Source organism: Halanaerobium salsuginis, assembly GCF_900114545.1.
Classification (GTDB): Bacteria; Bacillota; Halanaerobiia; order Halanaerobiales; family Halanaerobiaceae; genus Halanaerobium; species Halanaerobium salsuginis.
The window spans coordinates 1-24,687 of the sequence record NZ_FOTI01000024.1; the positions used below are offsets into that span (position 1 = coordinate 1).

21 protein-coding genes, 1 tRNA gene and 1 riboswitch are annotated in these 24,687 nt (G+C 33.2%); of the genes, 2 read left to right on the top strand and 20 right to left on the bottom strand.

Annotation, left to right across the window (positions count from 1 at the left end; all coding sequences use genetic code 11):
• Positions 1-215 (bottom strand): transposase family protein (locus BMZ74_RS08610; protein WP_177181383.1); only part of this gene is annotated, 215 nt, incomplete at its 3' end.
• Positions 216-467: 252 nt separating this feature from the next.
• Positions 468-851: a lactoylglutathione lyase gene (gloA, locus tag BMZ74_RS08615; protein WP_177181406.1), complete on the bottom strand. Its 384-nt coding sequence runs from the start codon at positions 849-851 to the stop codon at positions 468-470.
• A gap of 174 nt (positions 852-1,025) precedes the next feature.
• Between gloA and BMZ74_RS08620 the strand changes: the two genes are divergently transcribed.
• Positions 1,026-1,571, top strand: coding sequence for a glutathione peroxidase (locus tag BMZ74_RS08620; protein WP_089861841.1), 546 nt, complete (start codon positions 1,026-1,028; stop codon positions 1,569-1,571).
• A gap of 29 nt (positions 1,572-1,600) precedes the next feature.
• Complete coding sequence (locus BMZ74_RS08625) at positions 1,601-2,059, top strand: MarR family winged helix-turn-helix transcriptional regulator (protein ID WP_089861842.1); 459 nt, start codon at positions 1,601-1,603, stop codon at positions 2,057-2,059.
• Positions 2,060-2,070: 11 nt separating this feature from the next.
• Here BMZ74_RS08625 and pyrE read toward each other — a convergent pair whose 3' ends face one another.
• From pyrE to BMZ74_RS08715, 18 genes are all read right to left on the bottom strand, one after another.
• Positions 2,071-2,643 (bottom strand): orotate phosphoribosyltransferase, encoded by a 573-nt coding sequence (gene pyrE / locus BMZ74_RS08630; protein WP_089861843.1) that lies wholly within the window; start codon positions 2,641-2,643, stop codon positions 2,071-2,073.
• A gap of 26 nt (positions 2,644-2,669) precedes the next feature.
• A complete protein-coding gene (locus tag BMZ74_RS08635) occupies positions 2,670-3,632 on the bottom strand; it encodes a dihydroorotate dehydrogenase (RefSeq protein WP_089861844.1) in 963 nt (320 codons plus the stop codon).
• Entirely contained in the window at positions 3,625-4,404 is a 780-nt protein-coding gene (locus BMZ74_RS08640; RefSeq protein WP_089861845.1) for a dihydroorotate dehydrogenase electron transfer subunit, read from the bottom strand. Before BMZ74_RS08640 ends, BMZ74_RS08635 begins: the two co-directional genes overlap by 8 nt.
• A 91-nt stretch (positions 4,405-4,495) precedes the next feature.
• Entirely contained in the window at positions 4,496-5,404 is a 909-nt protein-coding gene (gene pyrF / locus BMZ74_RS08645; RefSeq protein ID WP_089861846.1) for an orotidine-5'-phosphate decarboxylase, read from the bottom strand.
• Positions 5,388-6,695 (bottom strand): dihydroorotase, encoded by a 1,308-nt coding sequence (locus BMZ74_RS08650; RefSeq protein WP_089861847.1) that lies wholly within the window; start codon positions 6,693-6,695, stop codon positions 5,388-5,390. The genes pyrF and BMZ74_RS08650 overlap by 17 nt, the downstream gene beginning before the upstream one ends.
• Complete coding sequence (locus tag BMZ74_RS08655; protein WP_089861848.1) at positions 6,679-7,620, bottom strand: aspartate carbamoyltransferase catalytic subunit; 942 nt, start codon at positions 7,618-7,620, stop codon at positions 6,679-6,681. The genes BMZ74_RS08650 and BMZ74_RS08655 overlap by 17 nt, the downstream gene beginning before the upstream one ends.
• Before the next feature lie 40 nt (positions 7,621-7,660).
• Complete coding sequence (locus BMZ74_RS08660; RefSeq protein ID WP_089861849.1) at positions 7,661-8,992, bottom strand: uracil-xanthine permease family protein; 1,332 nt, start codon at positions 8,990-8,992, stop codon at positions 7,661-7,663.
• 246 nt (positions 8,993-9,238) lie between these two features.
• Positions 9,239-9,778 carry a bifunctional pyr operon transcriptional regulator/uracil phosphoribosyltransferase PyrR gene (gene pyrR, locus BMZ74_RS08665; RefSeq protein WP_089861874.1) on the bottom strand — a complete coding sequence of 180 codons (540 nt, stop codon included), beginning with the start codon at positions 9,776-9,778 and terminating at the stop codon, positions 9,239-9,241.
• 253 nt (positions 9,779-10,031) lie between these two features.
• Positions 10,032-13,247, bottom strand: a complete 3,216-nt coding sequence (gene carB / locus BMZ74_RS08670) for a carbamoyl-phosphate synthase large subunit (protein ID WP_089861850.1) — start codon at positions 13,245-13,247, stop codon at positions 10,032-10,034.
• 71 nt (positions 13,248-13,318) lie between these two features.
• Positions 13,319-14,392 carry a glutamine-hydrolyzing carbamoyl-phosphate synthase small subunit gene (gene carA / locus BMZ74_RS08675; protein WP_089861851.1) on the bottom strand — a complete coding sequence of 358 codons (1,074 nt, stop codon included), beginning with the start codon at positions 14,390-14,392 and terminating at the stop codon, positions 13,319-13,321.
• Positions 14,393-14,780: 388 nt separating this feature from the next.
• Positions 14,781-15,917, bottom strand: coding sequence for a pyridoxal-phosphate-dependent aminotransferase family protein (locus tag BMZ74_RS08680; RefSeq protein ID WP_089861852.1), 1,137 nt, complete (start codon positions 15,915-15,917; stop codon positions 14,781-14,783).
• 155 nt (positions 15,918-16,072) lie between these two features.
• Positions 16,073-16,570, bottom strand: coding sequence for an HD-GYP domain-containing protein (locus BMZ74_RS08685; protein WP_089861853.1), 498 nt, complete (start codon positions 16,568-16,570; stop codon positions 16,073-16,075).
• Between the two features lie 23 nt (positions 16,571-16,593).
• Positions 16,594-18,411, bottom strand: a complete 1,818-nt coding sequence (locus BMZ74_RS08690) for a FapA family protein (RefSeq protein WP_089861854.1) — start codon at positions 18,409-18,411, stop codon at positions 16,594-16,596.
• A 26-nt stretch (positions 18,412-18,437) separates the two neighbouring features.
• Positions 18,438-18,521, bottom strand: a riboswitch (cyclic di-GMP riboswitch).
• Between the two features lie 59 nt (positions 18,522-18,580).
• A complete protein-coding gene (locus BMZ74_RS08695) occupies positions 18,581-20,977 on the bottom strand; it encodes a diguanylate cyclase (protein ID WP_089861855.1) in 2,397 nt (798 codons plus the stop codon).
• 221 nt (positions 20,978-21,198) lie between these two features.
• A tRNA-Thr gene (locus BMZ74_RS08700) sits at positions 21,199-21,274 on the bottom strand.
• A gap of 5 nt (positions 21,275-21,279) precedes the next feature.
• Entirely contained in the window at positions 21,280-22,116 is an 837-nt protein-coding gene (locus tag BMZ74_RS08705) for a DegV family protein (RefSeq protein WP_089861856.1), read from the bottom strand.
• 248 nt (positions 22,117-22,364) lie between these two features.
• Positions 22,365-22,568: a cold-shock protein gene (locus BMZ74_RS08710; RefSeq protein ID WP_089861857.1), complete on the bottom strand. Its 204-nt coding sequence runs from the start codon at positions 22,566-22,568 to the stop codon at positions 22,365-22,367.
• Positions 22,569-22,744: 176 nt separating this feature from the next.
• On the bottom strand, positions 22,745-24,628 hold the full coding sequence (locus BMZ74_RS08715) for a methyl-accepting chemotaxis protein (RefSeq protein WP_089861858.1): 1,884 nt from the start codon (positions 24,626-24,628) through the stop codon (positions 22,745-22,747).
• Positions 24,629-24,687: the final 59 nt, after the last annotated feature.

Below are 24,687 nucleotides of genomic sequence, written 5' to 3' on the forward strand. Positions count from 1 at the left end.
AGTCTAATAACTGTTTTTTTATCTCGAAGAGAAGTATCCTGAATCATTTGAGTTTTTCTATCATGAATCTTTTCTGCTTTTTTGCCGCAGACAGGACATTTAACATGATCTATTTTATAGTCAGCTACAAAAACTAAATATTCCTCCGTTTTAATTAAATCTGTTGCAACTAGGTCTGGTAAATCCATTAAATCTGTGATAAGATTATTATGCATTTGCTTGACTCCTTTATTGAATTTTTGGTGTTGTAACTATTTAATTCAACGGAGCCAGGCAAATGCCTTTTTTATTTAGATATTTTTAGATTTACAGTTTTTTCTTCACAACATTAATTATACAACCAATAATTATTAGCAGAAGATTGCAGAAAAGTTAATATCAAGTTAAGTTTTATAAAAAAACCCATAATCTATACAGATTATGGATCTAATAAAAACTATTATTTTGTAATTTTATGGTACTTTAAATTATTTAGCTATAATTTCAGTTCGATAACCATCTGGATCAGTTAAAAAATAATAGCTATTTGAATTACCAGTTAAACTTTTTAAATCTCCAACTTGATAACCAGCTTTCTGATGACGCTGATAAGACTTTTCTAAATCAGCAACTTTAACAGCAATGTGACTGTAACCATTACCAATAGTATAAGGTTCTTCTTGATCATAATTATAAGTTAGTTCTAACTCAAAACTTTCTGCCTGGTCAGTTAAATAAACCAGTGTAAATTTAGCTTCTGGAAAATCTTTACGACAAGTTTCTTTTAAATTTAAAGCATCTTCATAAAATTTTATGGATTTTTTAAGATCCATAACTCGAATACAAGAATGAACAAAATTATAATTTTGCATTATATCACTACTCCTTTCTTTTCTAATTATAAATTTTAATCTTCAAAAATGCAAACTGTTTTCTGAGTAGTCAATAATTATTCATTATAAATTTAAAGTTGACAATTTTTTTTAAAAGTGGTATATTGATTGTATCAAATTAAATTGTATCAAATTAAATTAGGAGGAATTAAAATGAATATTTATGATTTTAAAGCTAAACTTAATAATGGCCAGGAAAAAAAGCTGGCTGACTTCAAAGGAGAAGTATTATTAATTGTTAATACAGCAAGTAAATGTGGATTTACACCTCAATACGAAGGACTTGAAAAATTATATCAAGAACATAATGAAGCCGGTTTTGAAGTGCTCGGTTTCCCCTGTAATCAATTTTTAGAACAAGATCCAGGCAATAACGAAGAAATTAAACAATTTTGTAAAATCAACTATGGAGTAACTTTTCCCCTATTTGCTAAAGTTGAAGTTAATGGAGAAAATGCTCACCCTCTCTTTAATTATTTAAAAGAAAATGCACCTGATCATGGTTTTGAAGAAGACAAAGAAATGTCAGCAAAACTAAAAGAAATTTTAACTGAACACTATCCATCTTATTTAGAAAATCATGAAATTCGCTGGAATTTTACTAAATTTTTAATTGATAAAGATGGTAACATTGTAGATAGATTTGAACCAACAGTTGAACCTGAAGAAATGGAAGCCAGGATTAAATCATTACTTTAAATTTAATTTTTAAATAGGGAGGTAGTTAAATGAAAACTGATGAGAATAAAAAAAAGACTCCACCAGAACTTAAGCTCGATAATCAACTTTGTTTTAGCATATATGCTGCTTCCCGGGCCATAGTTAATCTCTATCGACCTTTATTAGACGAATTAGGCTTAACTTATACTCAATATATAACTATGCTGGTACTCTGGGAAGAAAAAGAAATCACCATTAAATCACTGGGACAAAAGCTTTTTTTAGATTCTGGAACTCTAACACCTTTAGTAAAAAAACTTATTAAAAGTGGTTATTTGAGCAAAAAGAGATCGATTAAGGATCAGCGAGTTGTATTAGTTAGTTTAACTAAAAAAGGTTTAGAATTACGCCAGAAAGCACGTTGTATTCCAGCTGAAATTCTTAAGACAACTAGATTAACCGCTTCTGAAGCGTCTGAACTTCGTGAAAAATTAAAAAGCTTCCACCATAAAATGATGAAAGCTTAAACTTAAATAATTCAATTTTCCTTACTTCCCGGTCTTGTGATCGGGATTTCTTTTTGACATAATTTACAATGATTAGCTTTATAAGATTTAATATCAATCGGCAGCAGTGCTTTAAAAGGATAGTTAAATTCAACCAGGCCATTACTGCGATCAACAATAGAACTAATCCCGACAATCTCAACATTCATTTTTTCTAAAAGATCTAATAATTCTTTAACTGATCCCCCAGTTGTAACGACATCTTCAACAACTAATACCTTTTCACCTGCATTAAGTTCAAAACCCCGCCTAATTTTCATTTCTCCATTTTTTCGTTCACTAAATAAAGAACGAACTCCAAGTTGTTCTGCTACTACATAAGACAAAACAACTCCTCCCAGAGCTGGACCGATAACTAAATCTATATTTTGGCCCTGCCATTTAACAGCTATTTCTGCTGCTAATTTTGCTGCATGGTTGGGATGCTGAAGAACTTTTGCACACTGCATATAAATATCTGCATGCCTGCCAGAACTTAAAACAAAGTGTCCCTGTTGAATTACATTTGTTGCTTCTAACAGCTGCCTAATTTCTTTCTTTTTCATATTAAATCACTCCTCGTATAAGATAGCTACTGATGAGCAGCTCCAATTAATGAACTTAGTTTATTAAGCTGATGTTTTTTTAAATAATCTTTAATTTCAGCCAAAATTCGTAAAGCTGCAGCTGGCTCTCTCAGGTTAATACTGCCCAGACCAACTGCTGTAGCACCTGCCAGCAAAAATTCTATTACATCACTTCCTGAGCAGATTCCTCCCAAACCAATAATTGGAATTGTCAATTTTTGATAACTCTGATAAACCATTTTAACAGCTATTGGCTTAATTGCTGGACCAGATAGCCCCCCATAAGTATTGGCCAGTAATGGTTTTTGCTTTTCAATGTCGATTTTCATTGCACTTAATGTATTAATTAAGGCTACAGCATCTGCCCCAGCTTCTTCTGCTGCCAGAGCAGTTGTAGTTATATCAGTAATATTTGGTGTCAGTTTAACAATTATATAACCTGGATAAACCTGCTTAATCTTTCTGGTGATTTGAAAAACATTTTCAGGATCGGTGCCAAAAATCATTCCCCCACCTTTAATGTTAGGACAGGATAAGTTAACTTCTAGACCACTAATCTCTTTTTGTTCAGCTAATTTAATTGCTATATTGACAAAATCATCGGCCTGATAACCAGAAATATTAGCTAAAATGGGTAGATTATACTGAGCTGTTTCAGGAAGTTTTTTAGCAATAAATTGATCTACACCAGGGTTTTCAAGTCCAATTGAATTGATTATACCAGCAGCACTTTCTGCAATACGCGGTGTTTTGTTGCCTGGCTGAGCCTGCAGAGTAATACCCTTAGTAGTAAATGCTCCTAACTGATTAAGGTCAAAAAATTTAGCTAACTCATGACCATTACCACAGGTTCCAGAAGCAGTTATTAAAGGATTTTTCAATTTTAAATGAGAGCCATTCTTTGCTTTTAAAACAGTAGCTAGATCAATTTTTTCTGTTAAATCAGTTGCTGATTGTTGCTTATTCATCTAACTCTACCTCCCCTAGTTTAAAAACTGGCCCTTCAATACAGGCACGTTTTCTAGTTAGAGGTGATTCTACACTCTGACAGCTGCAGGAAAGACAGATACCAATTCCGCAACCCATCCTTTTTTCAACCGATAATTCCCCATCTATATTCCTTGCTAAAGCTTCTTTTTCTACAGCAAGCAGCATTTTTTCAGGACCACATACATAAATGAAGTCCGCTTTATTAGCAGGTAAATTTTTTAACCAGAGCTGTAAAGCAGTTCCCTTAAAATCAAGTTTTTCTGCCATTGCAGTTAGCTTAATTGAACATTTTAATTCACTAAACTTCTGCTGAAAAAAGTTTAGTTCTGTTTTAGTCTCAGCACCTAAATAGATACTTAACTGCTGTTGATCAGCAAGAACTCTAGCTAGATAATAAAGAGGGGCAATTCCAATTCCCCCACCAATTAAGTGCAGACTTTTTTTGTTTTCTGGTAGAGTAAAACCTTTGCCCAGCGGACCAAGCAAATCAAGGCTATCTCCTACTTTAAAGCTGCTTAAAATCTCTGTTCCCCGCCCAACTACTCGATAAACAAAAGTTAACTGCTGACTAACTGGATTAAAATCAAAAACACTAAAGGGACGTCTTAAAAAAGGATCTTTGCTTTTTAGTTTATTAACTTTTAGATTAAAGAATTGACCTGGCTGCGGCTGTTCTATTAATTTATCAGCTTTTATAATAATTTCATAAATTTTAGGGCCAACAAGTCGATTAGCTATTATTTTAAACATCTTTTCCTCCTCATAACCAGCCTTCAAAATTGTTAGAGCTAGTTTTGAAATTTAACTTTTTTCGCTCAACTATTAGCAAAGTTGACTAGCTTTATTTTAGACTAAGAACTGCATTAATTTCAGTCCGCATTTCCCGGGCAGCTGCTCGAGCTGCTTCAGCATAATTTTCTGCTCCATAATTTTTATAAGCAGCTGCTCTATAAGCAAAATTTATACCTCGTGAAGAATTTATAATTGCTCCCTGTCCTTGACTATCAAAACCAGCTTTAATATCTAAGGCTCCGCCTCCCTGAGCACCATAACCAGGAATCAAAAAGAATGTTTGCGGCAGTTGTTTTCTGATTGCAGCTAACTCAGCTGGATAAGTAGCGCCTACCACAGCTGCTAAATTAGAATAACCACATTCCCCTAGATAAGGCTCACCTAATTCTGCCAGAAAATCACCAACAGCTTGATAAAACAGCTTACCGTTTGCTAATTTTAAATCTTGTAAATCAACTGCAGAAGGATTGGAAGTTCTTAATAAAGCAAAAGCGCCTTTATTTTTATTTTTTAAAAAAGGCAAGATACCATCTCTACCTAAATAAGGATTTATAGTAATCGCATCAGCAGCAGTTTCTTTAGCAAAATAAGCTTCTGCATAGGCTGCTGCTGTTGATCCAATATCATTTCGCTTTGCATCTAATAAGACAAGCAGGCCCTCTGTTTGTGCTTTTTTTATTAATTTTTTGAGTACTTTAAAGCCAGCTGAGCCAAGCTTCTCATAAAAAGCAATCTGTGGTTTAACTACCGCTGTAAAATCGGCTACTGCAGCTAAAATATCCTGATTAAACTTCAGAACTGCTGCTGCAATTTCTACTTGATTTGCTGCTTGATCCTGCAAAAGTTCAGGATCGAGCACTGTCTCAGGTAATAATTCAAGGTGCGGATCTAAGCCAACACAAATTCTGGAATTCTTTGCTATCATTTTTTCCTGTAGTTGATCAATAAATAATTTCATTTCTTCCCTCCCGATCATCATAAACTAGTTTACCAGCTACAAAAGTCATTTCATTTTTCCCAGAAAGCTGCCAACCATTAAAAGGAGTATTTTTACCTTTTGATTTAAATTTATTTTTATCAATAGTCCAATTATGCTCTGGATTAAAAATTAAGAAATCAGCTCTTGCTCCAACTTTTAATCCTTCTGCTTCAATAGCAAGAACTTGAGCTGGGTTATAGTAATACATTCTTAATAGATCATCCCAGTTAATTAAATCAGTTTTAATAAAATTATCATAAAGTAAAGCTAAAGCAGTTTCCAGACCTGAAATACCAAAAGCTGCATAATCAAATTCACCTAGTTTATCTTCATATGTATGAGGAGCATGATCAGTAGCTAAAATATCTATTTCCCCGTTTTTTAAAGCATTAACAAGTTCCTGCCTATCTTTTTCGGAACGCAGGGGTGGATGAACTTTCATAACAGGATCATAATCTTTTACTGCCTGGTCAGTTAACAGAAGGTGGTGAGGTGTAACTTCAAAACTTAACTTAACTCCCCGGGCTCTGGCCTCTTTAACTAGATTTAAACTTCCAGCAGTGCTTAAATGAGCTAAATGAAGGTGAACACCAGTCATTTCAGCTAAGATAATATCTCGAGCTACCATTATCTCCTCTGCAGCTGCAGGAATTCCCTGCAGGCCGAAAATTGTTGAATAATAGCCTTCGTGCATAACTCCATCTCGAGAAAGATTTTTATCTTCACAGTGATCAATTATTGGCAGCTCAAAAGCAGCTGCATACTCCATTGCTCGCCGCATTATTTCTGAATTCATGACTGGATTACCATCATCAGAAAGTGCTTTTGCCCCCGCCCGGGCCAATGTTCCAATTTCTGAAAGTTTCTCTCCCTGGCTGGTCTGGGTTATACTACCAATTGGATAAATTCTAACTGCTGCTTTAGCAGCTTTTAGTTTAAGCTGTTCAATTACAGCTGGATTATCTGCTACAGGACTAGTATTTGGCATAGCTGCTACTGCCGAATATCCTCCCGCTGCTGCTGCTTCTGCCCCAGTTTTAATTGTTTCTTTTTCTTCAAAACCTGGTTCTCTAAGATGCGTATGGATATCGATTAGAGCCGGAATAACTACTTTACCAGCTGCATCAATTACTTCTAAATTATTGATGCCAGAATCTGATATTAGTGGTTCAATTGCCGCTATTTTTTCGTTATTTACTAAAATATCATATTTACCCTGTTTATCATTTTGAGCATCATATACCATAGCATTTTTAATTAATCTGTTCATTATTTGCCTCCCTACCTGCTAAAAGGTAAAGCAGTGCCATTCTAATTGCAACTCCATTTCGTACCTGTTCGGTAATTACAGACTGCTGACTATCAGCAACTGAACTCTCAATTTCAATACCTCTATTCATTGGTCCAGGATGCATAACTAAAGCTTTTTTACCTATTTTATCTAAGCGTTTTTCATTCATTCCATATATTTCTCGATACTCACGCAAGGATGGGAAAAGGCCTGCTTCCTGACGTTCTAATTGAATTCTTAAAATATTAACTACATCAGTTTCTTGCAAAGCCTGATCAAGATCTGTATAAACTTTAACTCCCATCTTTTCTATTTCCAGAGGAATTAATGTCTGCGGACCAGCTACACTAACTTTAGCTCCTAACTTTTTTAATCCCCAGATATTAGATCTTGCTACTCTGCTATGAGCGATATCTCCAATAATTAACACTTTAACTCCCTCAATTTTACCTAACTTTTCACGAATAGTATACATATCAAGCAGAGCCTGGGTTGGATGAGCATGAGCTCCATCACCAGCATTTAGAACACTTGCCCTAATATTTTTAGCTAAAAATTGTGCAGCTCCTGCTGCACTATGTCTAATTACAACTACATCTGCCCCCATTACTTCCATCGTTCGGGCTGTATCCAGCAGACTTTCTCCTTTAACAATACTGCTGGCTGATTTATTAATATTCATTACATCAGCACTTAATCTTTTGGCTGCTAGATTAAAAGAAAATCTTGTTCTGGTACTTGGTTCAAAAAAAAGATTAATTACAGTTTTACCACGCAGAGTAGGTACTTTTTTTACACTTCTAGTTAAAACATCTTTCATTGCAACAGCAGTATTTAAAATTTCTTCAATTTCAGCGGCTGAACTATTATAAAGGCCCAAAAAGTCTTTTTTAGTTAAACTCATTTTGTATCCTCCTCAACTACTTAAACTGCTCAATCAATTATTAATTACTCTCATATCCCAGCTCTGAACTATTTAGTTCTGATTTATTTACTTTTCTTTTAACTTTTGACTTTTCAACTTCTACCTCTACTGCTGTTTGCTTGTCTGATTCAACCGGCAAAAGTAAGTTTAAGATTATGCCAACTAGAGCAGCCAAGCCCATCCCAGAAAACTCGAGTCCAAAAGCTTTAACTGCTAAATTAGAAATTCCAACTACTAAGGTTACTGAAACAATAACTAAATTTCTATTTTGAGATAGATCAACTTTATTTTCAACCAGAGTTCTTAGGCCAATCGAAGCAATCATCCCAAAGAGCAGAAAGACAATCCCTCCCATAACAGCATTTGGAATAGTTCTAATTAAAACTCCAATCTTCTGGACAAAAGAACATAAAATTACAATTACTGCAGTTAACTGAATAATTAATGGATTATAAACTTTAGTCAAAGCTAATACTCCAACATTTTCTCCATAAGTTGTATTAGGAGGTCCGCCAAATAAACCAGCTACAAGAGTAGCTATTCCATCTCCAAGTAAGGTTCGATGCAGCCCTGGCTCTTTAATAAAATCTTTATTAACAGTTGAACTAATTGCCAGCACATCACCTAAATGTTCAACCATCGTTACCAGAGCAATTGGTGCTACTAGGGATATTGCTTTTAAGTTACCATCTATCACTGGTAGAGAAAATTTAGGTAGAGCAAACCAGGCAGCATTAATTACCGGAGTAAAGTCAACCAGCCCCATAAAGATTGCAAATATATAGCCTCCCATAATTCCAATTAAAATTGGAATTACTTTAAAAATCCCTCTAGCAAAAACGCTAATAGAAATTGCTATTGCAAGAGTGATAAAAGCAGTTAAAAGATGTTCAGAAGCCATATCTTTAGCTGTAGGTGCCAGGCCTAGACCAATAGTAATAATAACCGGTCCGACTACAACAGGTGGTAATAATTTCCTGAAAAAATCAGTGCCTAAAAGTCTAATTACAAGTGACATTAGTGCATAAACAACACCTACTGTAATAATCCCCAGCATAGCTCCATCCCGGCCAAACTGTTCTTGAGCAGCAATAATTGGAGCAATAAAAGCAAATGAAGAGCCAAGATACGCAGGTACTTTACCTCCTGTAATTAAATGAAAAATTAAAGTTCCCAGACCTGATGTAAATAGGGCTACAGCAGGATTTAAACCAGTTAATGCAGGAACTAAAACAGTTGAGCCAAACATGGCAAACATATGCTGTAATGATAAAATAAATAACCTCTTCTTGTTAATCCCATCCTGCTTTAATTGCTTAAAATTAGCTTCTGTTGTACTAATTAAACTCATATTATTCCTCCCTAAAATTTTAATAATCTCTTAAATATAATTTAAAACAAAAAACTCTCTGCCAGTTAAACTGACAGAGAGTTAAAAAATATATTAGGTAATCTAATTTAAATTAGTTAACTAATTTAAATCTAAACCTGACTACTAATAAACTCCTTATCAGCCTCACTGGGCTAATTTAAAGGAAAATCATTTATTCAATTTTTAGATTTTCAAACTCTTAATTAAAGTAAGCAATAGCTTAATTTAATTTTTTTCAAGCAATAATACTTTATCTTGACCATCACTTTCTGCCAGATTAACATCAACTACTTCCCGGCGCGAAGTCGGTAAATTTTTGCCGACAAAATCTGCTCTAATTGGCAGTTCTCTATGGCCACGGTCAATCATAATTGCTAGCTGGATTTGAAGTGGTCGCCCCAGATCAATTAATGCATCTAAAGCAGCTCTAACCGTCCGACCAGTATATAAAACGTCATCAACTAAAACAACTTTTTTACCAGTAATATCAAAAGGGATTTCTGTACGATGAACAATCGGCTGCTGAGCAACAGTAGAAAGGTCATCCCGATAAAGAGTAATATCAAGAATTCCAGTTGCTGGCTTGAGTCCCTCTATCTCAGCTATTTTAGCAGCTAACCTATTCGCAAGCGGAACTCCTCTAGTTCTAATTCCAATTAAAACCAGATCTTCTGTGCCTTTGTTTTTTTCAAGAATTTCATGAGCAATTCTAGTAATTGCTCTTTCCATGGCAGCTGCATCAATTAATTCTTTTTTTACATTCATCTCTGATTTATTCAAACTTACTTACCTCCTTTGCGGGAGCATACATAATTTAGCTTAACAAAAAAATAACCTTCTTAAGACAAGTAAGAAGGTTGCTAAAATCTATATTTTCCCTTACTAGCCTCTCTGGACTAATTTAAAAGAATAATTAATTATTTTATTTTAAATAATAATATCAGAAATAACTAATTAAGTCAACTATTATTTGCAATAAAAAAGCTGCTGCCAGAAATTAAACTGACAGCAGCTTTAATCATTTTACATAGTCCTGTAAAGCTTTATACTCAATCTGATTACCTTTTTCCATTTCTGTTAAAACTTTTAAAAGAGCTCGCGTAGTATCAAGTGATGTTAAACAGGGAATTCCCATTTCTACCGCATGACGCCTAATTTTAAAACCATCTCGCTCTGGTATTTTACCCTTAGTTAAGGTATTAACTACAAGATCAATTTGATCATCTGCAATTAATTCTAAAGCATTAGGAGAGCCATTATCTATTTTTTTCACTGATTTTACTGTCAAACCAGCTTTACTAAGAGCAGCTGCTGTTCCAGCAGTAGCAGTAATTTTAAAACCCAGCTCAGCAAATTGCTTGATATAATCTATAGCTTCTGCTTTATCTTTATCTGCTATAGTAGCTAGAATAGTTCCTTGCCGGGGGATTTTAAGACCAGCAGCAATAAGTCCTTTATAAAGCGCTTTTTCATAACTATCTGCCAGCCCAAGTACTTCTCCAGTTGATTTCATTTCTGGTCCTAAATTAGTATCAACTCTAGTCAATTTAGAAAATGAAAAGACTGGAACTTTAACTGCTACATGTCCCTTTTCACCAACTAAACCATTCTTCCAACCAAGTTCGTTTAATTTTTCTCCCAGCAAAGCTTTAGTTGCTAGATCAACCATTGGGACACCAGTAACTTTACTTAAATAAGGTATAGTCCGACTGGAACGGGGATTAACTTCAATTACATAAACCTGCTTATTGCTGACTACATATTGAATATTTACTACCCCTTTAATTTTTAAAGCACGACTTATTTTAATTGTATAATCTACTATGGTCTGCTGCAAACTAGAACTTAGGTGCTGAGGAGGATAGACTGCAATACTATCACCAGAATGAACACCAGCTCTTTCGACATGTTCCATAATTCCAGGAATAATAACTGTTTCTCCATCTGAAATCGCATCAACTTCAATTTCACTCCCGGTCAAATATTTATCAACCAGTACAGGACGGTCATGTGAAATTTTAACAGCATTCTCCATATATTCTTTTAATTCCAGCTTATTATATACTACCTGCATTGCTCTTCCTCCTAAAACATAAGAAGGTCTTACTAAAACTGGATAAGAAATTTCTGCTGCAATCTTTTCTGCCTCAGCAACTGAAGCAGCAACTTTGCCAGCTGGTACAGGTATATCTAACTGATGCAACAAATTTATAAATCTATCTCTATCTTCTGCTAAATCAATGGAATCAACCTGAGTTCCAAGAATTTTAACTCCTGCTTCTGCTAATGGTTGAGCTAAATTGATTGCAGTTTGACCGCCAAATTGTGCAATAACTCCTACTGGTTTTTCAACTTCAATTATATGTAGAATATCTTCACTAGTAAGAGGTTCAAAATATAATCTATCGGAAGTATCAAAATCTGTACTTACTGTTTCAGGGTTATTATTAACTATAATTGACTCATAACCTGCTTCATTTAATGACCAGGCAGAATGAACACTACAGTAGTCAAATTCAATTCCCTGGCCAATTCTAATAGGACCAGAACCAATAACCATTACCTTAGGCGTAGAAGTTGGTAATGCCTCATTTTCCTGCTCATAAGAAGAATAATAATAGGGAGTTTCTGCTTCAAACTCAGCTGCACAGGTATCAACCATTTTATAAACTGGTTTTAAATTCATTTTATCCCTAATTGCACTAACTTCAGCCAGTGATTGTCCACTTAAAAGAGCAATCTCTTGATCAGAAAATCCTTTTATTTTAGCTTCTTTAAATACAGCTGGTTGATCTGCCAATTTTTTATCTGGCTGAGCCAATTTATTTGCTAACTTAACAATATTTGCTATTTTAGCTAAGAAGAAAGTACTAATTTTAGTTAATTGATGAATTTTAGCAACTGACCATTTTCTACGAAAAGCTTCAGCAATAATAAATAACCGATCATCATCAACTTCAATTAAACGCTGAGCTAGTTCAGTTTCAGTTAAACTATTCAGTTCGGGCAGATAAAGGCCATAGCGATCAATTTCCAGTGAACGTACTGCTTTTAGAATAGACGCTTCTAAATTCCGGGCAATTGCCATCACTTCTCCTGTAGCCTTCATCTGAGTACCGAGATCACGATTAGCAGACTGAAATTTATCAAATGGCCACCGCGGTATTTTAAAAACTACATAATCGAGAGCCGGTTCAAAACAGGCAGTTGTTTTACCTGTAATTGCATTTTCTATTTCATCAAGTCGATAGCCAAGCGCAATTCGGGCAGATACTTTGGCTATTGGATATCCAGTAGCTTTCGAAGCTAAAGCACTTGACCGGCTTACCCGGGGATTAACTTCTATAATATAATATTTAAAACTAGCTGGATCAAGTGCATACTGGACATTACATCCACCTTCAATACCGAGTGCCCTAATAATTTTAAGGGCAGAACTTCTAAACATTTGATATTCTTTATCACTTAAAGTTTGACTCGGTGCTACTACTATACTATCACCTGTATGCACACCAACAGGATCAAAATTCTCCATATTACAAACTACTATACAATTATCTGACGCATCCCGCATTACTTCATATTCTATTTCTTTCCAGCCTTTAATACTTTTTTCTATTAAAACTTGACCAATTAAACTATGTTTAAAACCCCGGGCAGTTATTTCTTTTAATTCAGCTATATTTTCAGCAACTCCCCCCCCAGTTCCTCCCATAGTATAAGCGGGTCTTACTATAACAGGATATCCAATTTCAGCTGCTATTTGAGCTGCTTCTGTTATATTTTCAGCAATCTTACTATCAAGTATAGGCTCTCCTATTTCTGTCATTAATTCTTTAAAAGTGTTTCTATCTTCCGCTTTTTGAATTGTATTGATTGGAGTTCCCAGCAATTCTACATCTAATTCAGCCAAAATATTAGTTTCAGCCAGATCAATTGCCAGATTTAAAGCAATTTGCCCACCCAGAGTAGGAATTAACCCGTCGGGATTTTCCTTTTTAAGAATTTCAATTATACTCTCTACTGTTAGTGGTTCAATATAAACTCGGTCTGCCATATTCTCATCTGTCATGATAGTTGCTGGATTACTATTAACCAGGACAACTTCTAAACCTTCTTCTTTGAGAGCGCGGCAGGCCTGGCTCCCGGAATAATCAAATTCTGCTGCCTGACCAATAATAATTGGTCCTGAACCAATAACCATTACTTTTTTTATATCTTCTCTTTTAGGCATCTTATCCTCCTTAAAAATTTTAGCTTAGCTATATATTATTATTTAAAAGATCTATTAAATAAATTTTGTTATTATCTAAACATCGCAATAAAACGATCAAATAAATAATGCGAATCTTCTGGTCCAGGAGAAGCTTCCGGATGATATTGGACAGAAAAAGCTGGATACTTACAATGCTTAAATCCTTCTACTGTACCATCGTTAACATTAATATGGGTCAGTTCAAGGCCCAATTCTGCCAGAGAATCTGCTTCAACTGCAAAGCCATGATTCTGAGAACTAATGTAAACTCTACCTGTTTCTAAGTCTTTAACAGGATGATTTGCTCCCCGGTGACCAAACTTAAGCTTATAACTTGCTGCACCACAGGCTCTGCCTAATAATTGGTGGCCCAGACAAATTCCAAAAATAGCAACTTTACCGAGCAATTTTTTAATTGTATTAGCTACATAATCCGCATCTTCAGGATCTCCTGGTCCATTTGAAACCATAACTCCATCTGGCTCATATTCCATTATCTGAAATGCACTAGTAATAGCTGGAACAATAATCACTTCACAATCTCGAGCTAATAGTGATTCCTTAATATTATTTTTAGCACCACAATCAATTAAAACTACCCGATATTTATTTCCTACTCCATACTTTTCAACTTCTTTTCTACTTACAGTAGCAACTAAATCTCTACCCGAAAGACCTGGAGCAGCCTGAGCTCGTTTAGTTAATTCCGGTTTAGATAAATCTTCAGTAGTTATAATTCCTCGCATTGTTCCCTGTCGTCGCAGCTTTTTGGTTAGAGCACGGGTATCTATCCCACTAATTGCTGTAATCTGGTTTTCTTTCAGATATGTCTCTAATTTTTTCTGCAGACGCCAGTTTTCAGGTTCCAGGGCAAATTCTTTTACAATAAATCCATTTACATGTGGCTTAAATGACTCAAAATCCACTGCATTAATCCCATAATTACCTATTAAAGGATAAGTCATACAAACTATCTCTCCTTTATAGGAAGGATCAGTCAAGATTTCCTGATAACCTGTCATACTGGTATTGAAGACAATTTCTCCGCTACTTTCCTGAACTGAACCAAAGATAGTGCCTTCAAAAATACTCCCTTCTTCAAGAACAAGTTTTGCTTTTTGCATTTAACTACCTCCACTTTTTATTGCCTACTAGACTACTAATTAAAAACAAATATTATTAAATTTACTTTGCTAAGGTAAATTAATAAAGGCTTTTATAAAAATAAAACCCTCTCACCAGAAAGAATGGCTTGAAGGTCAAATTACATAATAGGACAGGTTAAGTCTACTAATAAGAACAATATAGTTTTCCTAACTTATCAGCTTTATTCCCTGTTTATATACCTTTTCCAGCCTCTCTGGACTGATTTAAAAGGATCTAATATTTTTTTGTTATTGTGACTTAGTTTAACACTAAAAGATGCCGGTGTCAATAGCAAGTAAAATATTTTGAAAATTTAAATTTATATTTTAAATTTAATTTAATTTTTTACCTTTTTTTAAATAAGATTTATAACATTTCATTAATAAATGTTTTATGTAATTTAATACCTGGGTCAAAGTTTAACTCACGTAAACTCTGATCAAGAGCTTTTAAAGTTCTATATAATTTGCCTTCATAGCAATTTTCTCCCATATGACCAATCCTCAGCAGTTTTTCTTCATATTTCCCTAAAGAAGAAGCAATCATAACATTATGAGTTTCTGTCATTAGCTGATTTAGTTCAGCATAATTAATCCCGGCAGGAATTTCAACTGCAGTTACAGTATCTGAATAACCATTTTGGGCAAATAAATTCAAATTAGAAAGTTGAAATGATTTTCGAACAGCTGCTGCTATATTTTGGTGTCTTTTAAAAATATCTTTATCAATTAACCATTTATCAAGGGCTGCATCAAGTGCATAAATATCACTAATTGCCTGTGTATAAGGAAAATATTTTTCTTCATACCAGTTTTGCCAGAGCTGTAAATTTGTATAATAACCTCTTACAGCAGTCTTTCTCTGATTAACTGCTGTCCAGGCAGCATCACTGACACTCATAAAAGTCAAACCTGGTGGTACAGAAAGGCATTTCTGAGAACCACCTAAAATAATATCTATTCCCCATTTATCTACTTCTATTGGGACACCACCAATAGCAGATACAGAATCTACTACTGATAAAATATTATATTTATTCAACAAAGCAGTTATGTCAGCTAAATTATTAATAATTCCAGTCGGGGTTTCACAGTGAACAAGCGTAGCAAATTTAAAATCATTTTTTTCTGCTAATTTTTGTTCAAGTAATTCAATATCAATTTCTGCTTGATAAGAAAATTCCCATCTTGTAACATCTGCCCCATAAAGATCAGCAAAGTCAGCAAAACTATGACCAAAAATCCCGTTATCTAAGACTAAAACTTTATCACCTGGTTCAATTAGAGAAGCACAGGCAGATTCAAGTCCTAAAATTCCCTCTCCACTCATAATTATTACATCATTTTTGGTTTTTAAAACTTGCTGTAATTTACTGCTTACATCAAGATAAAAATCAAAAAATTCAGGATCAAGATCAGGATTAGTAATTTTACGGCTCATAGCCATTCTAACTTCTTCGCTGACCTCAGTTGGGCCAGGTGTCATTATTAATAAATCACTCACAAAAATCACTCCAATAATTTTACGGTCTAATATAGATTTTATAACTTATAACCCTTCACTGTCAAGCTAAATTAAATTGTTTTTAAGATAATGAATCTTTAATTTATTGGATTATATCTTAACAGAATAAAAACAGCATCTATAAGCTATTAAAGTTAATTAATTTTTTTAATTAACTCACTAAATATTTTAACCAACTCACTTGAAAATTGAAGTCCACTATAATCTTTTAACTCAGCTAAAGCTTCAGCAGGTGTCAATAAACTATCATAAATCCTTTCAGTAGTCATTATATCAAAGGAACTTGTTATAGCAACTACCTGAGCCAGAATAGGAATATCATCGCCTGCTAATCCTTCTGGATAGCCACTTCCATTCCACCACTCATGATGATATTTTACCAATTCAACTATTTCTTTTTCATCCTGATCTAACTTACCTGGCTTGTTAAGAATAGCATGAGGCAGCATTAATTTACCAATATCATGTAATAAAGCCCCTGTTTTTAACTTTTCTCTTTGTTGATCAGACAGCAAAAGTTTTTGAGCCAATTTATCTGCTAAAATAGCAGTCCGTTGAACATGATTTTGATTATGGAGATCATGTGCTTCAAGTACTAACAAAATTAACTTTAACTCTTTATTGATCATCATAAATCTCCCCCTTTACTTTATAACTAATTTTTACTGCTTTCTGATTGATAATTAACAAGTTTTTTTAATTCTTTAAAATCAGGACTACCAGCTTGCTGCTCTAACTCTCCTTTAGAGTTAACTGCTAAGTAAAGATTATTCTGGGGCTGATCAATAAAAATTACATCATTGTCACTCTCAATTTTAACATTACTTTCTATATATTGAACATAAATTCCCTTTCCAATTCGAAAGTCAGTTCTACTTAATGAACTATTAACTACTTTAAGGTAAATAAAATCTTCAGCTGAATATTTACCCCCTTTGACAAAACCCTGCTGACCAATATTAATTATATTTTTGCCAGCAGAAATTTCTGAATTATAACAACCTTTATTTCTAATAATTACATTACTAGCTGCATTAATAGTTGAATTTTGAATATAGTCTGCTGATACATTAGCTTCTTTTAAATTATGCTGTGCATCAATGATAACTTCTAGCTGATCCTTTAATTTAATGAAAATATCTAAATCATTAATTCGCAATATTTTTTTATAACCTTTAAAAAGCTGCTTCATTTCAGAGATAGTAGAAATTGCTTCCCAATCATAATCATAAGTAGATGTTTTATCAGCTAACTTATTAATTAAAATAGGGATCTGCTTAAACTTATCTATTAATAATAGTTTTAAGATCCTGCCTAACTGCAGATTTCTCTGCAAAAAACCCATTCTCTCCTGAGCAGCTCCTAAAATTTCATTTACAGCTGCAATCATATCTTCAAGTTCTTTAAAAAGTTTTTTCAGATCAGCAACTAATTTTCGCGATAAATATAGGCCAGCCTTAATCTGACTGTTAACTATATTTTGTCCAACTATAATGTCACCATTTGCATTAGCATTACAACCTGCAATACTTTTAGCAATATGAAGATTATTGCCAACTCTAACATCAAAATAATCAAAGATATTACCTTGAACAATTAAATCTCCCTGATAGCGAATATTTCCAGTAGTTTTGTCAACATCACCTTCAATTATATATTGAGGCACAATTGTAACAATAAACTGGTCTTTTTTCTTTTCTAATTTAGGACGGCCTACTTCAGTAGCAACTGCCTGACTACCATCGTTAATTAATTTGCTGCCTTTACCAGCCACTAATTGATAATCTTTAACAGGTGGCGCAGTAATCTTTTCTCTTAAAACATTTATGCCATCTTTTCCTGGTACAGCTGGTTGCTTTTCTGCAACTATTTCTCCTTCAGCAAAAGAAGTTATACAATTAAAATCACCTGATTTACATTGCTCATCTTCTTTTTCGATTAAATTGATCCGGGCATCTTGACCAGAAACTGGCTTATCTCCTTCAGCAATTAAAAATTCTCCTGTCTGGTTATTATTAATTATTTTAGTTAAAAGTTCTTTTTTAACTCCATAACGAACTCTATTTTTTAGCAATAAAATTGAAATATCAGACTCAGTTAATTCTACTGGGTCAGTTATTATTTTTTCTGTTTCTAATTTCACTACAGAAGCAGGGGGATGATCTTTTATCTTTACTTTATAGCCTGATTTTATATTTATATTTAGATAAGCCTGCAGAGCTTCCTGAGTAATTTTTAGATTTAAATCTTTTTGAGACTTTTCTTCAATTTTTTCTATTTCAATTTTACTATCAGCAAAAACTACTGTTTCTTCATCTATTTTTTCACCATCTAAGTAAACATTGACATTCTGATCCACTTTTAAAAGCGGATAACTACCTGAACCAGTTGGATTAACAACCTTAACCTGCTCAGCTTTTATTTCAATTGTACCATCTTTATTTCCCATTATCTCACCTACTTTATTTAGCATAATGAACTCATCAAAACTTTAGTTTAGGTGGCAGCCGGGCTATCATAGCATTTAGCCTTAGACCCCTTGCTTTGCGTAATTATCTTTTAATAATTTTGCTTTTATGAAATATCTGGCCACAATAATTAAATAGTTTATTTATTATTATTTAACTGGTTCATAATCTACCTCATTCCTCATTAGATTTGAAAAAGTAAGCTTCTTTTATAACCTCTAAAAAAATTGCTACTAATTCAGGATCATATCTTTTACCAGCATCTGCTTTATACTCAGCAGCAATTTCTGCATAACTTTTTTCTTCATCTGTAAAATTAAGTGTCCAATTCATATTTTCAGCTAACTTAATAACCATAGCCATAACTGGAATTTCTCCTCCTTTTAAACCACGGGGATAACCACTTCCATCCCAATTTTCGTGATGTGATAATATTATATCTGCTAGTTCTACAGTTTCATCAAATAAGTTTAAAATCCTATAACCAATAACTGGATGTTCTTCTACAGATTTTTTCTCCTCTTCACTTAAAAAAGTTAAGCCTTTTTCCTCGTTTAGATTACTTATTTTTTCCAATAAATCACTCTTTAAAACTATTTTACCAATATCATGCATAAAAGCTGCTACTTTAAGCTGTTTTAACTTACCCTGATTTAAACCTAATTTTCTACCCAGCCTAACAGCCAGCTGACTAACAAATAAAGAGTGTTCTCGTTCTCTAGAACTACGATTATGTAGAGTATCCATAATAGTTTCTATCATCTGATGATTAACTTTTTTTCTGTTTAAAGTTTTATTTTTATACATTTCATGTTCAGCATTATCCATAATCCGTTCCAGGTTCTGAAAAATATGATCTTTAACATCACAGCCCATAGCAATACTTGCTTTGACAGCTCTAATTTTTTCTTGATTAAACTGTTTTTTTATTCTATCAATAATTGAATTAGCAACTTTAAGCTCAGTTTTAGTCAGCAAAACTGCAAATTCATCTCCTCCAACTCGGGCTACAATGTCTTCTGAACGATCATTTCCACTCCGACAAAAATTCTTCAAAATCTGCGCTGCTTTGATTAAAAGTTCATCTCCTGCATCATGTCCAAAAATATCATTTGTTAGCTTTAAGCCATTTAAATCTGCAAAGATAATAGCAATTGGCAAGTTTTCCTGCTTATCTTTCTCTTTTAACTGCTTTTCAAAATATTTTCTATTATAAAGTCCAGTTAAAGAATCATGATAACTAATATAACTAATTTCTTCTATATTATCTTTTAAGGCATCATTACTCTGTTCTAATTCAACAGTTCTTTCTGCTACTTTTTCTTCTAGATTATTAATTAAGTTATTAATTGTAGCTGCCATATTATTAAAAGAAATTGCCAAGCGGGCAATTTCATCACTCCCAGTAATTTCAGCTCTTTGGGAAAGCTTCCCAGCCGAAAAATCTTCAGTTACTTCAATTAACTGATTAATAGGATTTAAAAATCTATTGGTTAAATATAGATAAATTGTGATTGAAGTTAAAAGGGAAATTAAAATTAAAAGGCCAGCTAACTTCATTCTATGATAAATAGCATTAGAAAAAATACTTACCGGAATTGAAGAAATTATTAACCAGTCAAGACCATTTCTATTGAAAGGAATCACACTTAAATAAAATTTTTGATTACGAAAATAATAGTCAAATCCTGGCCTGTTCTGCGTTAAGTACTCAGAATAAGCTTTAGTGAGAATTGGTTTATTTATTTCCTTAATATTTATTCTGGTAAAATCATTATCATTTAAATTCTTAAAATTAACTAAATTAAATGAATTACCAACCAGTTTACCCGAATTTTTTTCTACAATAATTGTTTCTGTTTGTTCTTCATCTGATATTTTTTTCAACATTTTGTTAATTTCTCGTAAAACTATATGTGCTCCCAAGACCCCCTGCAGACCACCTTGTTTATTATAAATAGCAGTCGAAGTGGAAACAGTTAAGTCATCCATCACAAAATGTTTGTAAATTTCAGAAAATCCAATTTGATCATTATCTATTGCTCTTTTATACCAGGCCCTAGTCCGGGGATCAAATTGACCAGCATCAACAGTTTTTTTAGCAGCTCTAAAATTATTATCTACTGAATAATACCAGGAATGACCAGCAGTAGCCTGATTATTTCGCATTATTTCTATCTTATTTGATAAATTCCTTCTTGCCCCATAATAATTGCCATTACTGCTGCCAAAACTAAAACTATAAATTATATCTTGACTATGATTAGCAAGCACACTGGTAAAAAAACTTTCTCGCTGATTTTGATCATTTAAATCAATCACACCTTGACTAATTAGTTCTTTATTTACTTCTAATAAATGAATAGGAATATCGATAAATTGATTTACCTGGCTTAATATTTCTTTATCAACATGGCTTAAAGTTTGCTTAATGCTGCGATCAGCAAGTCCCAGCCAACCTTTAAAAATAATATAACCAATAAGCAAAGAAGTAGTAAGGATAATAATTATAAAAGAAATAATAATTAAAGTTTGAATAGAAATATTTTTACTATTTTTTAAATTCTCCATACTAATTATCCTTTGCAGTATAAATTTATAAATAATCTTTTACTTATATTATTATTCCTTATAGAGACTAAAAATCCTTTTTTAATTGTTAATTTAGGTATAATATTCCTCTTTATTAAAAAAATCTATTAAATAGAAATTTATAAAATAAAGCTGCCTCTGAAAAAATTTATATAAAATAATTTTAGGGCAGCTTTTACTTTGCATAATTAAATTTTGAATGGAGCCGATGACAGGAATCGAACCTGCAACCTGTGGTTTACGATACCACTGCTCTGCCAGTTGAGCTACACCGGCAGATTTTAAAAAGCGATTACAATACCACCCTGATTAGCATAAACAGAACTAATCCCTGCTGTTTCAACAATAATTATCTCTCGAAAATTATATTTTTTGGCAGCTTCCTGCTTAATAAACTCAGCTCTCTCTAACGCATTACAATGAGCTATACCAAGTATCTTATCTTCTAAATTTTCTCCCTTTTCACCAATCTTATCAATCATCTTTTTAATTGCCTTCTTACTTCCTCTAGCTTTATCAAGTAAAGTAATTGTTCCTGCTTCCGAACCAGCTAAAATAGGTTTTATATTAAAAAAGGAAGCTATTTTACCTTTTATTTTTCCCATCCGTCCAGCCTTAATTAAATTATCAAGTGAATCAAGTACAAATAAAGTTTGCATCTCACTAATATATTTGTCTGCTTTTTCTAAAATTTGTTCTTTTTTTAGACCCGACTCAATTAATTCTCCTAATTTAACAGCAATCATAGTTTCTCCTACCGAAGCACTAAAAGAATTAAACACTTTTATGAATTTATGCTCAGTTTCTTCCAGAACAAGATTTTTGGCCAAAACAGCATTTTGATAGGTTGCACTCAATTCTTTAGAAAGAGTAACTACAAATACATTATCATGTTTTTGATAAAATTTAAGGAATGGTTCTGGACCAGGGCTGGCAGTTTTAGGAGCCTCATTACTCGCTTGCATTGTCTTCAATAAATCTTCTTTATCAAGATTTTCATCATCAATAAAAGTTTTATTCTCAATATTTATTGTTAAAGGAGCAGTAACAATATTAAATCTTTTGCGCAATTCTTTTGTTAAATCGCAACAACTGTCAACCAATATCCTAAAGTCCATTTAAATAACCTCCACTACAATTTATTGCCAACTAAAGTTAACTACAGAATCAAAACTAATTAACTCTGTAAATATTATTGTATCTCGACTTTCTTTAAAAATCAATATTAAATTTAAACAAACATAATTAAATTTAATTAACCTATATTGCAACAGATTTATAAGTTTAAAAGCTCATTAATAAATTAATGTAGAAAAGCCCTGGCAGGACTAAAATCCTACCAGGGCATTTTACATTTCAATTTAAATTATATTACTTCAACATTCTCTGCTTGAGGACCACGGTCGCCTTCAACTATTTCAAATTCTACTTCTTGTCCTTCTTCAAGAGTCTTGAATCCTTCCTGCTGAATAGCAGAGAAATGAACAAATACATCGTCACCATCTTCTCTTTCAATAAAGCCATATCCTTTTTTACCATCAAACCATTTTACTGTACCTGTGTAAACCATATTAATATCTTCCTCCTAAGATTTAAACTGAGTAAATGAAAATAGTTTAGAATACTCAGCAAGTTCAATATATCACCATTTTTTTCATTTGTCAAATTTTTCTGAAGTTAATTTAAACTACATAAATTATTGATAAAAATAACTAATTAAACTTCAGCTTTACAGCTTATTTTTAGTTAATTTAGTTTGAATTGAGCCGTTGATTCTGCCAGTCTTTCTGCCATTTCTGCTAATTCGCGGGCTGCTGTTATTATCTCATCTGTAGCTGCATTCTGTTCCTGACTTGAAGCAGCCACTTCCTCTGAGTTAGCTGCCGCTGTCTCACTGGCGGCTGCTATCTGCTTAACTGCTGTTTCTACTTCTCCACTGGTAACATTCATTTCCTGAGCTTTATTATTAATGTTTTCAATAATATTACCTAAAATCTGAGCTGCATTTTCAATTTCAGTAAAAGCAGTTCCACTTGCCTCAATTGAATTAACACTGCTTTCAACTACCTGACCTGTTTCCTGCATATTCTCTACTGAACTACCAATATCAGCTTGAATACCTGTAATTAGATCAGCAATTTCATCTGTAGCCTTATTTGACTGTTCAGCTAATTCACGAATTTCATCAGCTACTACACTAAAACCACGACCAGCTTCTCCAGCTCTAGCTGCCTCAATAGCTGCATTTAAAGCCAGCAGATTAGTCTGAGAAGAAATATCTTTGCCTATTTCCTGAGCTGACTGCTCAATTGACTGATTGCCTTTTGCTATATTAGTCATAACATCATTTGACTGTCTATCCATTGCTTTTGAAGAAGTAGTAATCATTTTAATCTGTTTATCTAATTCTGTAATGGTAGCAGTTGTTTCTTCAACTTGAGCTGATTGTTCTTCAGTATTTGAAGCTACCTCCTGAATTGCTTTACTTACTTCCTGAGCTGTTTCCCCAACCTGATTACCACTGGCAGATAATTCTTCACTGGAAGCAGCTACTTTTTCTGAAATATTTTTTACGTCTAAAATCATAATTTTTAGATTAGCTATCATTTCTTTAAAAGAATTAGCCAGTTTCCCTATTTCATCTTGGCGTTTTTGATATTTATCTTTAATCTCAACTCGAAAATCACCTGCTGCAATTTGGGCTGCTACTTCACTTACGTAATCAAGTGGATTAGCTAGATAGCTTGCAATAATTACTGCAATAATTATCCCTAAAATTAGTGCTGCTACTGCTATAATTAAACTACTATTTTTCATTTTATTCATACTACTTAAAACAAGATCTCGATCAGCTATCATTGCAACCGACCAACCATTAATTCCGACAGGATTATAAGCAATTATTTTATTAGCACCCTGATATTGATAATAACTAGTTCCACCTTCTCCTGCTATCATCTGATCCGTAATTTTACCCAATTGTTCATTAGCATTAGCCAATTTAGAATTAGCTAGATATTCTGTTTGGGGATAGGCAATAGTATTTTTATTCTGATCAATTATCCAGCCATAACCTTCTCCATTCAATTTCATTTTATTAATTAAATTCTGTAAATAGTCAATAGATACTGTGCCAATTAACAGCCCAACTCTTTCTGACATATCTTCAATTGGTACAGCTATATAAATAACTTTATTTTGATTAACTCTGCTGGTTTTAACTCCTGAATAACTTACCCCTTCATTTTTTATAGCCTGTTGGAAAAATTCATCCTGACTAAGATCAACAGTATTCCCATTAACAACATTAGTTTTACCATCTAGATGTGCAATAGCTATATTCTCCAGATCAGGGTTATTAACTTCTTTTAAATAACGTTCTTGACTGCTCCACATCATTGTTTTTATATCATTATTTTCAGCCAGATTTTTTAGAAAAACTTCTCCTCCTGACAACCATTCAGCAATAATAGCAGAGTTCTGCTCTGCACTATTAACTGCATTATCCTGAATAGTTTCCTGCAATATTTCTGCTGACTGTCTATACAATAAAATTCCAGTACCTGCAACAACTAATAAAACTAAAACTGAAATTGCTATTAACATTTTACTGCGAATTGAATTGAACATTTTCCCATCCCCTTTAATACTGCCGTTATTATAATTAGGCAAATATTTGTCTAATTCTT

Excerpts from the sequence above, each read along its gene's own strand:
- BMZ74_RS08685 (WP_089861853.1), bottom strand. The coding sequence starts at position 16,570 with ATGATGATCAATAAAGAGTTAAAGTTAATTTTGTTAGTACTTGAAGCA.
- BMZ74_RS08620 (WP_089861841.1), top strand. The coding sequence starts at position 1,026 with ATGAATATTTATGATTTTAAAGCTAAACTTAATAATGGCCAGGAAAAA.
- pyrR (WP_089861874.1), bottom strand. The coding sequence starts at position 9,778 with ATGAATGTAAAAAAAGAATTAATTGATGCAGCTGCCATGGAAAGAGCA.
- BMZ74_RS08695 (WP_089861855.1), bottom strand. The coding sequence starts at position 20,977 with ATGGAGAATTTAAAAAATAGTAAAAATATTTCTATTCAAACTTTAATT.
- BMZ74_RS08625 (WP_089861842.1), top strand. The coding sequence starts at position 1,601 with ATGAAAACTGATGAGAATAAAAAAAAGACTCCACCAGAACTTAAGCTC.
- BMZ74_RS08660 (WP_089861849.1), bottom strand. The coding sequence starts at position 8,992 with ATGAGTTTAATTAGTACAACAGAAGCTAATTTTAAGCAATTAAAGCAG.
- gloA (WP_177181406.1), bottom strand. The coding sequence starts at position 851 with ATGCAAAATTATAATTTTGTTCATTCTTGTATTCGAGTTATGGATCTT.
- BMZ74_RS08715 (WP_089861858.1), bottom strand. The coding sequence starts at position 24,628 with ATGTTCAATTCAATTCGCAGTAAAATGTTAATAGCAATTTCAGTTTTA.
- pyrF (WP_089861846.1), bottom strand. The coding sequence starts at position 5,404 with ATGAAATTATTTATTGATCAACTACAGGAAAAAATGATAGCAAAGAAT.
- BMZ74_RS08655 (WP_089861848.1), bottom strand. The coding sequence starts at position 7,620 with ATGAGTTTAACTAAAAAAGACTTTTTGGGCCTTTATAATAGTTCAGCC.
- BMZ74_RS08690 (WP_089861854.1), bottom strand. The coding sequence starts at position 18,411 with ATGCTAAATAAAGTAGGTGAGATAATGGGAAATAAAGATGGTACAATT.
- pyrE (WP_089861843.1), bottom strand. The coding sequence starts at position 2,643 with ATGAAAAAGAAAGAAATTAGGCAGCTGTTAGAAGCAACAAATGTAATT.
- BMZ74_RS08705 (WP_089861856.1), bottom strand. The coding sequence starts at position 22,116 with ATGGACTTTAGGATATTGGTTGACAGTTGTTGCGATTTAACAAAAGAA.
- BMZ74_RS08640 (WP_089861845.1), bottom strand. The coding sequence starts at position 4,404 with ATGTTTAAAATAATAGCTAATCGACTTGTTGGCCCTAAAATTTATGAA.
- BMZ74_RS08635 (WP_089861844.1), bottom strand. The coding sequence starts at position 3,632 with ATGAATAAGCAACAATCAGCAACTGATTTAACAGAAAAAATTGATCTA.
- carB (WP_089861850.1), bottom strand. The coding sequence starts at position 13,247 with ATGCCTAAAAGAGAAGATATAAAAAAAGTAATGGTTATTGGTTCAGGA.
- carA (WP_089861851.1), bottom strand. The coding sequence starts at position 14,392 with ATGCAAAAAGCAAAACTTGTTCTTGAAGAAGGGAGTATTTTTGAAGGC.
- BMZ74_RS08710 (WP_089861857.1), bottom strand. The coding sequence starts at position 22,568 with ATGGTTTACACAGGTACAGTAAAATGGTTTGATGGTAAAAAAGGATAT.
- BMZ74_RS08650 (WP_089861847.1), bottom strand. The coding sequence starts at position 6,695 with ATGAACAGATTAATTAAAAATGCTATGGTATATGATGCTCAAAATGAT.